Source organism: Microbacterium salsuginis, assembly GCF_012524205.1.
In the GTDB taxonomy this organism is placed as follows: Bacteria; Actinomycetota; Actinomycetes; order Actinomycetales; family Microbacteriaceae; genus Microbacterium; species Microbacterium salsuginis.
This window is the reverse complement of record NZ_JABACI010000001.1, coordinates 966,602-980,147: the sequence shown is the minus strand read 5'-3', so window position 1 is coordinate 980,147 and position 13,546 is coordinate 966,602. Positions and strand designations below refer to the sequence as shown.

The 13,546-nt window shown below is 68.6% G+C and carries 13 protein-coding genes; 7 read left to right on the top strand and 6 right to left on the bottom strand.

Annotated features, from left to right (window positions below; all coding sequences use genetic code 11):
* Positions 1–11 precede the first annotated feature (11 nt).
* Positions 12–188 (bottom strand): hypothetical protein, encoded by a 177-nt coding sequence (locus HF576_RS04770; RefSeq protein WP_168911590.1) that lies wholly within the window; start codon positions 186–188, stop codon positions 12–14.
* 124 nt (positions 189–312) lie between these two features.
* Here HF576_RS04770 and HF576_RS04765 point away from each other — a divergent pair, with 124 nt between their 5' ends.
* Together HF576_RS04765 and HF576_RS04760 are read left to right on the top strand one after the other, a co-directional pair.
* Complete coding sequence (locus tag HF576_RS04765; protein WP_168911589.1) at positions 313–678, top strand: VOC family protein; 366 nt, start codon at positions 313–315, stop codon at positions 676–678.
* Positions 679–779: 101 nt separating this feature from the next.
* Positions 780–2,375, top strand: a complete 1,596-nt coding sequence (locus HF576_RS04760; protein ID WP_168911588.1) for an L-serine ammonia-lyase, iron-sulfur-dependent, subunit alpha — start codon at positions 780–782, stop codon at positions 2,373–2,375.
* Positions 2,376–2,587: 212 nt separating this feature from the next.
* Here the strand turns inward: HF576_RS04760 and HF576_RS04755 are convergent, their stop codons facing one another.
* Complete coding sequence (locus HF576_RS04755; RefSeq protein WP_168911587.1) at positions 2,588–3,589, bottom strand: hypothetical protein; 1,002 nt, start codon at positions 3,587–3,589, stop codon at positions 2,588–2,590.
* 415 nt (positions 3,590–4,004) lie between these two features.
* Between HF576_RS04755 and HF576_RS04750 the strand changes: the two genes are divergently transcribed.
* Positions 4,005–4,472 (top strand): Hsp20/alpha crystallin family protein, encoded by a 468-nt coding sequence (locus tag HF576_RS04750; protein WP_168911586.1) that lies wholly within the window; start codon positions 4,005–4,007, stop codon positions 4,470–4,472.
* 30 nt (positions 4,473–4,502) lie between these two features.
* Here the strand turns inward: HF576_RS04750 and HF576_RS04745 are convergent, their stop codons facing one another.
* Both HF576_RS04745 and HF576_RS04740 read right to left on the bottom strand, forming a co-directional pair.
* Entirely contained in the window at positions 4,503–5,120 is a 618-nt protein-coding gene (locus tag HF576_RS04745) for a thymidine kinase (protein ID WP_168911585.1), read from the bottom strand.
* A gap of 8 nt (positions 5,121–5,128) precedes the next feature.
* Positions 5,129–5,569 carry a MarR family winged helix-turn-helix transcriptional regulator gene (locus HF576_RS04740; RefSeq protein ID WP_168911584.1) on the bottom strand — a complete coding sequence of 147 codons (441 nt, stop codon included), beginning with the start codon at positions 5,567–5,569 and terminating at the stop codon, positions 5,129–5,131.
* A gap of 42 nt (positions 5,570–5,611) precedes the next feature.
* On the opposite strand from HF576_RS04740, the gene HF576_RS04735 reads away from it, so the two are divergent.
* Complete coding sequence (locus tag HF576_RS04735) at positions 5,612–7,420, top strand: DUF2207 domain-containing protein (protein WP_240948633.1); 1,809 nt, start codon at positions 5,612–5,614, stop codon at positions 7,418–7,420.
* Between the two features lie 71 nt (positions 7,421–7,491).
* Complete coding sequence (locus HF576_RS04730; RefSeq protein WP_168911583.1) at positions 7,492–9,159, top strand: alpha-amylase family protein; 1,668 nt, start codon at positions 7,492–7,494, stop codon at positions 9,157–9,159.
* Between the two features lie 412 nt (positions 9,160–9,571).
* Here the strand turns inward: HF576_RS04730 and HF576_RS04725 are convergent, their stop codons facing one another.
* Entirely contained in the window at positions 9,572–11,182 is a 1,611-nt protein-coding gene (locus tag HF576_RS04725) for an MFS transporter (protein WP_168911582.1), read from the bottom strand.
* Between the two features lie 108 nt (positions 11,183–11,290).
* Positions 11,291–11,914: a class I SAM-dependent methyltransferase gene (locus tag HF576_RS04720; RefSeq protein WP_168911581.1), complete on the bottom strand. Its 624-nt coding sequence runs from the start codon at positions 11,912–11,914 to the stop codon at positions 11,291–11,293.
* 187 nt (positions 11,915–12,101) lie between these two features.
* Between HF576_RS04720 and HF576_RS04715 the strand changes: the two genes are divergently transcribed.
* On the top strand, positions 12,102–12,689 hold the full coding sequence (locus HF576_RS04715; protein ID WP_168911580.1) for a helix-turn-helix domain-containing protein: 588 nt from the start codon (positions 12,102–12,104) through the stop codon (positions 12,687–12,689).
* A 139-nt stretch (positions 12,690–12,828) separates the two neighbouring features.
* Complete coding sequence (locus HF576_RS04710) at positions 12,829–13,533, top strand: DUF899 domain-containing protein (RefSeq protein WP_168911579.1); 705 nt, start codon at positions 12,829–12,831, stop codon at positions 13,531–13,533.
* Positions 13,534–13,546: the final 13 nt, after the last annotated feature.

Genomic DNA, 13,546 nt, shown 5'->3' with positions numbered 1-13,546 from the left:
GGCGGGGCTGCCTAACGCCCGGGTGGGTCGCTGTCCATGCGCTGCGCGGTGATCGGGACGGCGACGGCTGCGGCGATGCACAGCACGCCGGCGACGAAGATGAGTGACGACAGGGTCGGCGCGGCGAAGGCGACGCCGACGAGCCACATCCCACCGATGAGCAGGATCGCGTAGAGAACGAAGAGCACGGTGAACCTCCCGAGATCGGTCGTATCCTTCGTATCCGCCGGGCAGGCGTGCCGTCGCGGGGGTTGACAGAGTCCGATCCCGCCACCCGGTGACGTGGCACCGGCTGAGCGCGACAATGTGTGCATGAGACTTGCGCAGGTCGCACAGCGGGCGGTGGACCTCGATCGCGCGGGCGCGTTCTATACGGCGCTGCTCGAGATGGAGCCGGTCGCGCGATTCGACCCGCCCGGGCTGCTGTTCTTCGACCTGGACGGCATCCGTCTGCTGCTGGACCGCAACGCCCCGTCGTCGCTCATCTACTTTCACGTCGCGAACGTCCACGAGACGCTCGAGCGACTGGACGGCGTCGCCCGGGTCGTGTCGCATCCCCACGTGATCTTCCGCCACGACGACGACCGGCTGGGTCCCGAGGGCCACGAGGAATGGCAGGCGTTCATCGAGGATTCCGAAGGCAACACCGTGGGGCTGATCGCCTTCCAACGCCCGTGAAGCGCACACTGCACGTTCGAGCGGCCTCTGTCGAGGCATCCTGCACCTTCTCGAGAAAGCGCGGCGCGCACTTTGCCCGCCGCGCGGCGTAGCCTGGAGTCGTGAGCGCCTACGTCTCGGCGTTCGAGCTGTTCTCCATCGGCGTAGGACCCTCGAGCTCCCACACGGTCGGTCCCATGCGGGCCGCACATGACTTCGTCGTCCGCTTGCGCGAGACCGGGGTGCTGCCCCGGGTCGAGCGCGTGACGTGCACACTGTATGGATCGCTGGGGGCTACCGGCATCGGGCACGGAACGCCGGACGCGGTCGTCGCGGGATTGCGCGGGCTGCGGCCCGAGACGGCGGACCCGGATGCCGTGCGCTCGTCGTGGAGCGGATGGCCCCACGACCGCCCCCTCGACCTCGGTGGCGAGCACTCGGTGTCGTTCGACCGGTCCGACGTCGTCTTCGAGCCGCGGACGCGGCTGCCCGCGCACCCCAATGCGATGACGCTCGAGGCGTGGGCATCGCCGCAGCAGGGTCCGCCGAGGCACGGCCACGGCCACGCGCTCGGGGTGCGGGCGACCGGCGCTGGCGGGCGGGCGACGGCCGTGGCATCCGGCGGGCCGGCGCCCGGGCTCCTCGCCCGCGAGACGTACTACTCGGTGGGCGGCGGGTTCGTCCGGCGCGAGGGCGAGGCGGCGCCCGTCCGCGAGCACGCGTTCCCCGTCGACTTCGCCAGCGCCGAGGAGCTGCTCGCACTGTGCGACGAACGCGGGCTCACGATCGCCGAGGCTGCGCGACTGAACGAGGTGACGCTGCGCAGCGACGAGGAGCTCGCCGACGGTCTCGACGCCATCTGGGACGCGATGGCGGCCTGCGTCGAGGCGGGACTGCAGGCGGACGGAGTGCTGCCGGGCATGCTGGGGGTGAAGCGGCGTGCCGCCGCGATCCGGGCGCAGCTCGAGGCCGTCGAAGCCGACGGGAGGCGCGAGCTGCCGGGCGAGTGGCTGGGCGCGTTCGCGCTCGCGGTGAACGAGGAGAACGCCGCGGGAGGACGCGTCGTCACGGCCCCGACCAACGGGGCCGCGGGCATCGTCCCGGCCGTGGCGATGTACTGGTGGCGGTTCCTGGCGGACTCGGGACTCGGGGCAGGGAACGCCGTCACGCCGTATGGCGAGCTCGTCGGCAGTGCGCTGCTGGGGTTCGGCGGAGGCGCGCACGTGCCGGCCGTCGGTGCTCAGGAGGACGAACGCCTGATCGCCGAGGCGAACCGCCGCCGCGGCATCCGTCGGTTCCTGCTCACCGCGACAGCGCTGGGTTCGCTCTTCAAGGCCAACGCCTCGATCTCGGGCGCTGAGGGCGGATGCCAGGCCGAGGTGGGGTCGGCGTGCGCGATGGCCGCCGGCGGCCTGACCGCGGTGATGGGCGGCACCAATCGGCAGATCGAGAACGCCGCCGAGATCGCGATGGAGCACCACCTGGGTCTCACATGCGACCCGGTCGGCGGCCTCGTGCAGATCCCGTGCATCGAGCGCAACGCGATCGCGGCCTCCACCGCGGTCACGGCCGCGCGCCTTGCGCTGCGCGGGGACGGCTCTCACTACGTCTCGCTCGACGCCGTCGTCGAGACCATGCGCCAGACCGGCATCGACATGTCGCACAAGTACAAGGAGACCAGCGAAGGCGGTCTCGCCGTCAACGTCATCGAGTGCTGACCCGGCCAGCCCTCAGCTGCTGGGGCTCGAGGGTCAGTTCCGGTGGGATTCGCGGGTGGCATGCTGCAGTTACTGACCCCCGAGCTCGCGTTCTGGCGCGGGTCTGGGGCTCGCGGGTCAGTTCGCGCGCCGTCGTGACTCGGGATGCTGCAGTAACTGACCCCTGAACATCGGGGCGGCGCTGATCCGACAGCGAAGCTCGCGACTGAGGACTACGCCGGGCGCCAGCCCCGGGCGATGAGTACGTCGCGCACCATCTTCACCGCGGTGGGGCGTGCGCCGCGGATGTGTTTCGACGTGAGGCGCACGACCGCCCATCCCTCGGCCGCGTAGGCGGCGTATTTCTCGATGTCGCGGTTCCATTGCCTGCGGTCGCGGCGATGATGGTCGCCTTCGACCTCGATGACTGTGCGAGTTTCGCGATGGACCAACTCGGTGATTCCCAGCAGCGTGCCGCGGTCGTCATGGATCTCGACGTCAAGCTCGAACTCGGGAAGACCTCCTGCCGCGGCATCCAATCGGAAGTCCGTCTCCAGGGGCGAGGCGGACCCGACTCTGACCTCCTCGAGTGCTTCTCGGAGCTTTCCGACGCCGACCCGCCGCCCTGCCGTTATCGCTCGTGCCAGCTGCTGCACTGTGGCGGCCTGGCTGTGGGGGCATAGGTCTCCGCGCTCATCGCGGGGGACGCGCACGATCGCGTCGCCGAGCGAGACCAACTCCCGAACGCTCAATTCACCCGCGAGCATTGCCCACGTGGTCGCCGGCGTCGTCATCCGCAGATGGTCGTGGATCTGTGTGTGAGCGAGGTTCGGTGAGACCTTGACTCCGCGGATGCCTCGACGCCGCGGCGGGCGTCGCGGGGACTGGACGGCAATGACGAGGTCGTCTCCGGGCTCGATCGGCCATTTCCTGAGCACCGCGGCAGTCCGCCCGGCGAAGAACTCATGGGGACCCATGATCTTCGCGTATGCCCTGGCCATGCGCAGTGTCGCCGCATGCGCGAGCTCGTCCTTCGTCGGTGGTCGTTCGTTCTCCGCCAGCGGTTCCCGCACGGACGGCTCGCGGTCGGCCACAACTGTCGTGCGCACGCCGCGAAACGGTTGCTCCAGGTCCGCTGCGCGAAGTCGACCGGCCGTGACGCCGGCCTCAGCAGCCTCTGCGATCGTGAAGATGTCGCCGAGCGTCGAGGGAAGCGTGCGCGGGGCCCGAGGCATCCGTCCACGATGCCGGCCGCGTGCGTGGTCGCCCGCCGTCCGAGGTCGGTCCGTGGAGAACTCCGCGCTTCCCGCGCTTGGGGAGGAACCCCACGATCGGCCCATGCCAGGGCTGGTCGCTCCCATCGGCGGCTCGGCTGCGGCATTCGGGGGTCAGCTCCTGCGGGTATTGGTGGCGGGATGCCGCGCGAAGTGCCCCTCGAGGCCGCGGGCAGCAAGGCCTCCGGCGTTCGCGGGTCAGCTCGTGCGGGTAGAGGTGGGGTGCCGCGCGAAGTGGCCCGAAAGAGCAGCGCCCGATGAGGTTCTTGTTCGTTCTGAGCGAACAAGAACGCCCTTAGCACTCTCATGCCTAGAGTGCTAATCTGGTCGTAGTTGAGCCGAGGTGGCTCAACTTCCAGACCAGAGAGGAGAAACCATGGCCACCTACGACCCGTTCCGTGATCTCGACCGCCTCGCGTCGAGCCTGTTCGACACCGTCCGCGGTCCGCGCCGCATGCCGATGGACCTCTACCGCGACGGAGACCACTACGTGCTGACCGCCGACCTTCCGGGCATCGACCCGGGCTCTGTCGACATCGACGTCGACGGCCAGCTGCTGACGATCCGCGCCGAGCGCACCCTCACGAGTGGCGAGGACGTCAAGTGGATCACGCGCGAGCGCGAGGCCGCGAGCTTCTTGCGGCAGCTCAACCTCGGCCAGGGCATCGACACCGAGCGCATCTCTGCGAATTACAGCAACGGTGTGCTGAGCGTCATGATCCCGGTCAGCGAGAAGGCCAAGCCGCGCAAGATCGAGGTCAGCTCCGAGGGCTCGGCGCCCGTGCTCCAGGCGCAGGAGAGCAACCAGTCGAACAAGGACGAGCCGCAGCCGATCGAGCAGTAGGCGAGGGCTCACAAGACGGGAACGGATGCCTCATCCCCGGGATGAGGCATCCGTTCCGTCGTCTGCGGGCTTGTCGGCTCCGGTGAAGTGACGCCGGCAGCGCGCCTGGTACGACTCGATGCCGCCCACCTGTGCGGGAGTCGGAATGCGGGGGTCGCCGAGCTCACCCGGCGACAGGCGCTGGTGGAACGCCGCGTCGGCGCCGCACACCGCACACACCGCCGTGAGCTTGAGCACGTCGTCCGCGATGGCCATGAGTGACGGCAGGGGTTCGAACGGGCGTCCGTCGAACGTGACGCACAGGCCGGCGACCATCACGGTCACGTCATCGGCGACGAGGGTGTTGACCGCGTCGACGAGGTCGCCCCCGAAGAACTGCGCCTCGTCGATCGCGACGACGTCGAGCCCGCGACCGCTCACGCCGGCGACGAGCGCATCGACGTCCGGCACGGACCGCGAGGGCACGGCGAGCCCGGAATGCGAGCTGACCTGACCCTCGCCGCGCCGGTCGTCCAGCGCGTGGCTGACGACATCGACCGACAGCCCGGCGATGCGGGCACGCCGCACTCGGCGGAGCAGCTCCTCCGACTTGCCGGCGAACATCGGGCCGGCCACGACCTGCAGGCGGGCGGGGGCGGGCGTGTGCATGACCCGCTTCAGCAGCTCGGCTGCTTCTTGCGCAGCTTGGCGGTCAGTTCGCGCAGCTGCTGCAGCTCGTCGTCGTTGAGCAGCGACATGCGTTCGGCGATCGCCCGCCCGTGTGCACCCGCGACGCGGCGGAAGAGGGCGGCTCCGGCATCCGTCGCCTTCACCAGCGAGCCCCGGCCGTCGTCGGGGTCGGCGCACTTCGAGATCAGGCCGCGGGCGACCATGCGGTCGACCAGACGCGACACGCTCGGCTGGCTGATGAGCATGTTGGCCGTGACGTCGCGCAGCCGTGCGGTCATGTTCTCACCGCGCGTGACCGTCAGCAGAACGTCGTACTCGGCCTGATTGAGGGTGTCGTCGTGGAAGTCCTCGTTGATGTCGCCGAACACCTCGTGCTGCGCGCGGAACAGGCTCTCCCAGGCGTCGATGGCAAGGCGTCGATCGGTCATAGCGACAAGATTACGGCGAACCGGCACCCGTAGGCTGACCCCATGGGGACTGGATTCGCCACGCCGCCGTTCGACCACCGCCGCCGAGCCGGTGCGCTGCTCCTCGCGATCGTCGCCGGGCTGGTCGCGGCGGTCATCGGGCTCGGCGGATCGCCGGCTCGCGCCGACGTCGACGACTTCGCCTTCGAGAGCCTCGACGTGGAGTACCGGCTCGACCGCGACGAGGACGGCGCAAGCACGCTGACGGTGGTCGAGACCTTCGTGGCGCTGTTCCCCGAGCACGATCAGAACCGGGGCATGCAGCGGGCCGTTCCCGACTCCTACCAGGGCGCGCCGCTGCATCCCGAGCTCGTCTCCATCACCGACGAGACGGGGGCCGAGCGTCCGTCCGAGGTCGAATCGGAGGACGGCTGGTACGTCATGACCTCGCGTGCCGACGACTTCGTGCACGGACGCCAGACCTACGTCTTCACCTACACGCTCGAGAACGTCACGCGCCCGTTCGCCGACACCGCCGCCGACGAGTTCTACTGGGACGTCAACGGCACCGGCTGGCCGCAGCCGTTCGGCAGCGTCACCGCGCGGGTCACGATGACCGACGCGCTCGCCGAGGCGCGGACCGGCCAACAGGCCTGCTACGTCGGCGCCCAGGGCTCGACCCAGACGTGCACCCTCACCGGCGACGGCACCGAGGCCGAGGCATCCGTCGGCCCGCTGGGCCCCCACGAGACGATGACCATCGCCATCGGCTTCGAGCAGGGCACCTTCACGCGGTTCGACTCGTCGTACTTCGCCTCACCGTGGGGCTGGCTGCAGGCCGGCGCGGCGGTGCTGGGCCTCGGCGGGGCGGTGGCTCTCGCCGCACGCGCGCGGCGGCGACACCTGCGCGACGCACCGGGCCGCCCGGTCGTCGTGGCCGAATTCACCCCGCCCCGCGGGATCGACGCGCTCGAGAGCGCGGTCCTGCTGGGCACGACCACCAAGGCGATCCCCGCGGAGGTTCTCGAGCAAGCGGTCGTGGGCAGCATCCGGATCGAAGAAGGCGCGTCGAAATGGTGGGGCGGCACCAAGCTCAAGGCGGTGCTCCTCGATCCGTCGAAGGCCGACGGCGATGGGCGGATGCTGCTGCAAGGCCTCTTCCCGGACGGCCGGCCAGGCGACGAGTTCGAGTTCGGTCGCACCGACACGAGATTCTCGTCGGCCGCGCAGGCGATCCTCAAGAGCGCTGCTCAGGAGCTGGTGACACGAGGGATGCAGCGGCAGGTGCGCGGCAGCGTGCGGGCGCTGCCCGTCCTGGTGGTGATCGGGGCCGCCGTGCTCGTCGTCGGCTTCGGGATCGCCGGGCTCATCGGGTTCGTGCAGCCGCTCGTTCCCATCGTGCTCATCGTCGCCGCGGTGCTCGCCGTGCTGCTGGTGATCCTCCTGGTCGTGCACAAGCCCCTCACGGCCGCGGGCGCCGAGACACGGGATCACCTTCTGGGGCTCAAGCAGTTCATCGAATGGGCCGAGGCCGACCGCATCCGGATGCTGCAGTCTCCGGAAGGCGCCGAGAGGGTGCCCGTGGACACCGACGACCCGCGTCAGATGCTGCGGCTGTACGAGACGCTGCTGCCGTACGCGGTCGTGTTCGGCCAGGAGAAGCAATGGGCGCGCGAGCTCGCTGTGCTGTACGGCGAGGGCAATTCGCCCACGTGGTACGCGGGCAGCGCCGGTTTCAACGCCGCCGCGTTCTCGGCCGGGATCTCGAACCTGTCCTCGAGCTCGGCGTCGGCGTCGTCGACGTCGGGCGGTTCCAGCGGCGGCGGTTCGGCCGGCGGTGGCGGCGGAGGCGGGGGCGGCGGCGGGGTCTAGTCGTCTAGCTCATCGCTCCGGCTCGCGAAAGGGGCTTCTGCGCGGCATCCGTCCCGACAACGCTCGGGGGAATGAGGATCACCGACACGAGCGACCTGTGGTGGAAGTCCGCCGTCATCTACTGCCTGGACGTCGAGACGTTCCTGGACTCCAACGGCGACGGCATCGGCGACCTGCAAGGCCTCGCCGCCCGCATCGACTACCTCGCCCAGCTGGGCGTGACGTGCATCTGGCTCATGCCGTTCTACCCGTCTCCGGACCGGGACGACGGCTACGACGTGACCGACTTCTTCGGCGTCGACCCGCGGTTGGGCGATCACGGCAGGTTCGTCGAGATGGTGCGCACCGCCAAGGACCGCGGCATGCGCGTGATCGTGGACCTGGTGATCAACCACACCTCGGACCGGCATCCGTGGTTCGTCTCGGCCAAGCGCAGCGTCAACTCGCCCTACCGCGACTACTACGTGTGGCGGGACGATCCGCCCCCGAAGGGGCAGAAGAACTCCGTGTTCCCCGGCGAGGCCGATGGGATCTGGACGAAGGACGAGAAGTCGGGGCAGTGGTACCTGCACAGCTTCTACGAGCATCAGCCCGACCTCAACGTCGCGAATCCGCGGGTGCGGGATGAGATCGCGCGAACGGTCGGATTCTGGCTGCAGCTCGGCGTCGCGGGCTTCCGGGTCGACGCGGTGCCGTTCCTGCTCGAAGTGCCCGAGGGCGCCGAGATGGCCAATCCGCATGACTTCCTGCGCGACGTGCGGCGGTTCCTGCAGCGTCGCTCGAGTGAGGCGGTGCTGCTGGGCGAGGTCAATCTGCCGTACGACCAGCAGGTCGCGTTCTTCGGTGCGAACGACGACGGCCAGGAGCTCACGATGCAGTTCGACTTCGTCGCGATGCAGCGCCTCTATCTGTCGCTGGTGCGGCAGGACCCGACCCCGCTGGTCGAGGCGCTGACCGCGCGGCCGGAGCTGCCGACCGAGACGCAGTGGGCGAACTTCCTGCGCAACCACGACGAGCTCACCCTCGACCAGCTGAGCGAGGACGAGCGGCAGGAGGTGTTCGACGCGCTCGCTCCCGACGAGAAGCAGCGTGTGTACGGGCGTGGCATCGTGCGGCGCCTTCCGACGATGCTCGAGGGCGATCCGCGGCGCATCCGCATGGCGTACAGCCTGCTGTTCACGCTGCCGGGCACGCCGGTGCTCTTCTACGGCGAGGAGATCGGGATGGGCGAGAACGCCGAGATCACCGGCCGGCAAGCCGTGCGGACGCCGATGCAGTGGTCGCGGGACAAGAACGGAGGATTCTCGGATGCCGCGGCTTCACGTCTCGTCTCGCGGCCGCCGGGCGACGGCTTCGCGCCCGAGCACGTCAACGTCGCCGATCAGCTCGAGGACCGCGGCTCGCTGCTGCACTTCTTCCGCGACCTGATCTCGCGATACCGGATCTCTCCTGAGCTCGGCTGGGGCAGATTCGAGGTGCTGTCGCCGAAAGGATCGCGGGTCCTCGTGCATTCGCTGCGGGCAGACGTCGGGCGCATGGTCGCGGTGCACAACTTCGGCGACGCGCCGGCGGTCATGGCCTTCGCCCTCGAGGACGAACCCGAGGGGGCATCGCTCGTCGACCTGCTGGGTGCGGAGCGGATCGGTCTCGGCGATCGAGGACGCGTCGAGCTCGAGGTGCCCGCCTACGGCTACCGGTGGCTGCGGGTCGCCCGGCCGGGCGACGGGCGGGTCACATAGGACGGGCGAGGGGCACAGAAAAGGGCCGGTCGGAGAGGCTTCCGACCGGCCCTTGTCCCTGCACCAAGAGTGTCCTGCAATCACATGTCGGCAGCTGCCACAGCAAAACAACTACCTTCGTGAACTCTATAACGACCAGGTAACGAAGGCAAGGTTTCTCGTTATCTTTCTGTGATCTGGCCGCGGGAGCGTTGCCCGCGCGACGGCAAAGGTGAGGGCCGGTCGGAGAGGCTACCGACCGGCCCTTGTCCCTTTGCACCAAGAGTGTCCTGCAATCACATGCCGGCAGCTGCCACAGCAAAACAGCTACCGTGCAAGCACTGTATAACGGCGAGATAACGACAGCAAGGGTTTGCCGTTATCTTTCCGTGATGCGGTGGCCATGAGACGGGATCCTCGTTGGTGGGGACGCTCAACCTTCGCGCTGAACGCTGAGGGCATCAGAGCGGTTCGGAGCCTCGTCGACGGTGTCGTTCAGCGGCTCCGAGGGTGTGGAGTGGGGGCCACGGAAGAGCACGAAGATCACGAGGACGGTCATGACGGCGACGCCGACCCACATCGCCTGCTGCCATCCGGCGATGAATGCCTCGTTCGCAGCGGTGAGAATCTGCTCCGCGTAAGCCCCGGCGTTCTGGCTGATCGCGGCGGCGTTGGCGATGCCTTCGCGCGCTGTCGCAGCGAGTTCTTCGGGCACACCGGAAAGGCGTCCGGCGATCGCGCTCTGGTATCCGGCCACCAGCACACCGCCCAGAAGCGCGATGCCCAGGGCTGCTCCGAGCTCCCGCGAGAGGTCGTTCAGGGCCGAGGCGACACCCTGCTGCTCGCGAGGGAGTGATGAGGTGATCGCTTCGGTGGAGGGCGTCATCGCCAGGCCCGAGCCCAGTCCGATCGCGATCAGTCCAGGCAGCACGCTGAGGTAGCCGCCGTCGGCGGAGACGAGCCCGGCCATCAGCGCGAGGCCCGCGGTGGTGATGGTGAGTCCGGCGACCATGGAAGCCCGGGCTCCGATGCGTGCTGCCAGACGAGGGGCGAGCCCGGCGGCGAGCATCATCAGCAGCATCATGGGCATCATGGCGAGCGTGGAGAGCAGCCCACTCCATCCGAAGCCGACCTGGAAGAAGGGGTAGAGCACCAGGGAGATCCCACCGAGCACGCCGAACAACACAAGCAGGAGCGTGGTGCCGGATGAGAGGCCTCTCGTGCGGAAGTGCCGAACGTCCAGGAGCGGGGAGGGGATGCGCAGCTCCCACAGAATGAACCCGGCGGTAGCGAGCGCTGCCGCGATGAGCGGGATCAGCACGATCGGGTCGGCCCAGCCAAGAGACGGTGCTTCGTGCAGGGCGAAGGTGAAACCGACGGCCGCGATGATCGAGGTCAACGCCCCCAGGGCATCGAACCGGCCCGGGGCCTTGTCGCGGGAGTTCGGAACCGCGCGGACGGCGATCAGCAGTGCCGCGACAGTGAGCACGATGGGGAGCGCGAACAGCCAGCGCCAGGACGCGATATCGACCAGCAGCGCGGAGAGGTACATCCCCACGATGCCGCCCCCTCCTGCGACCGCGCTCCACACCCCGATCGCCCGGGACCGTTCCTTGTCCGGGAACGAGGCGGTGATCACCGACAGAGTGACGGGCATGATCAGCGCCGCGCCGATGCCGCTGAGCAGACGCGCGGCGATCATGACCTCCATCACCGGGGCCACGGCGGCGGCGATGTTCGCGATTCCGAACACCGTCAGCCCCACGATGAGCACCGGCTTGCGACCCAGCCGGTCGCCCAGTGCTCCCAGTGGCAGAAGGAGGGCTGCGAGGGTGAGTGTGTAGGTGTTGATGATCCACAGCACCTGCCCCTGGGAGGCGCCGAAAGTCGTCGCCAGCTGCGGTTGAGCGACGTTGAGGCCGGTGACTGAGGCGACAACGGCCATCAATGCGATGCAGACGGCCCACAGGATGGCACGTCTGCGTCGGGGATCGTCGATGACAGGAGCGGCGTTCTCTGCACCGGCGTGAGTGATGGAAGTCATGGCGGGATCGTGTTTCCTTTCAGGAAGTGCTCTGCGCGGCCCTGACCGCGGGCAGGCCGAAGCGGCGCCGAGGTTGACACACCTTGGCGCGAACAGGGAAGGACGAAGTCAGGGAAGTCGGTGGACGCGGACGATCACGTCACGCAGGTGCACTGGCGAACCGCCGGGATGGACGGTGCGGGTGTGCTCATAGGCTGAGTCGATTCGCCATTCCGGGGAGCTGAACAGGTTCGTGATCCCCTCCAGCGTCGCTGTCGCTCCCTGGGGATGGTCATGTCCGCGGGGGACGTCGTGATGGTCGCCGTGCAGGTGTCCCACGATGAGGAGCGTTCCGCCAGGGGCGACCCAGGAGGCGATACGCCGGTATAACGGGAGTTGCCCGATCTGCGCGTGGGCGTAGCTGGTGAAAACCAGATCCCAGCTCCGTGCCGGCTCCCACCGCGACAGGTCGGTTTCCACCCAGTCGATGTGCTCGCCTACGCCGCCGGCGGCACGAGCCCGTGCCTCCGCCAGTGCGGTCGCGGAGATGTCGGCAGCCGTGACGTCCCAGCCCTGCTCGGCCAGCCAGAGCGCTTCGGTTCCGGTTCCGCAGCCCGCATCCAGTACCGCGCCGACGGGCAGATGCGCGGTCTCTGCTCTCAGGTAGGGGTTGACGGGGAGCCGGCGCTTGCGGCCCGAGCCGGTGGGGCCCCACTGGTCCTCCCAGTAGTCCTTGCCGAACTCGTTCATCATGCGTGCAACGGGCCGCGGTACACGGCGCTCAGCCTGGCCGAACCGCCGCGGGTGATCCCGGCCTCGTTCATCTGATCGTGTGTGGTGCCCATTGCACTGTCCTCCCGCTCGTCGATCATGTCCGTACCAAGGATCACCCGAACGAGCGCCGGTGGCAATCAATCTTGCCAAATGGCAAACTGGAGCCATGAGCGAACACTCCGATCACACCCTCGACACGGTGGGTCCACGCCTGAAACACCTTCGACTGCGCCGCGACATCACGCTCACCACACTCGCCGAGGAGACCGGGATCTCCATAAGCACCCTCTCCCGACTGGAGGCGGGACTACGGCGGCCGACTCTGGAACAACTGCTCCCATTGGCCCGCTACTACGGCGTCACGCTCGATTCCCTTGTCGACGCGCCTCGCACCGCCAACCCCCGGATTGATCTCCGTCCCATGTCCTGCAGGGACGGGTCGATCATCATCCCGCTCACACGTCGCCCCGGAGGTGTCCAGGCGTACAAGTTCGTCCTCCCCACGGGCAGCGACGATACGGCGCCAGACCTGCGCTCCCACGAAGGGTTCGACTGGGCCTACGTACTGAACGGCACTCTCCGCCTGGTGCTCGGCGACCAAGACCTGCTCTTGCAGGCTGGGCAAGCTGCCGAGTTCGACACCCGCACCCCGCACTGGTTCGGGGCCACCAGTGCCGGCCCGGTCGAATACCTCAGCCTCGTCGGACGCCAAGGCCAGCGCGCCCATGTGCACGCCTCTGTCGGCGACCACTAGCGACGGTTGTCCATCGCAGGGGGCGTCGACGGACTCGGGCGGCGGGCACCGCCGCAAACCGTGCACTGCCATGCCCTCTTGACCCGTTCCGAATGATGTGTACAGTGTGAACATCCGCACTCGACATCCGGAGGTTCCGATGCAGAGCACGACTGAGAAGGCACTCCCACCCGTCGCCGACACCGAGACGTGGCGGCGCGAGCTCGCCGCATTGCGGGCGCGGGAGAAGGCGGCCACGCGCGAACTGGACGCGATCGCGGCCCAGCGCCGTCGCCTGCCGATGGTCGCGCTGCCGGAGTACACCCTCGTCGGCAAGGACGGCCCGGTGCGCCTGGCCGACATCTTCGACGGCCGCTCGCAGCTCATCACGTACCACCACATGTGGTTCGAGGGGAAGGAGTGGCAGTGCCCCGGATGCACCGGCTTCACCTCGCAGTTCACGCGGCTGGAATTCCTCGAGCCGTACGACGCGCGGTTCGTCATCATCACTCAGGGCCCGATCGACGAGGCGCTGGCGTACAAGGAGAAGGTCGGCAACCGCATGGAGTGGTACTCGACCGCCGACAGTCCCTTCGGTGAGGACATGGACGCGCCGAAGGGCGGAGGGTTCGCGGTCAACGTGTTCCTCCGTGACGGCGACGACGTCTATCGCACGTGGCACACCGACGGTCGCGGTACGGAACAGCTGGCGCACACCTTCCCGCTCATCGACCTGCTGCCGTACGGGCGCCGGGAGCCGTGGCAGGACTCCCCGGAGGGCTGGCCGCAGGCCGAGACGTTCGACGGCTGGCTCACGTCGCAGCAGGTCGCGCAGCACTACGGGCCGCACGCACCGGTCCGCTGACCGCCCGTCCATC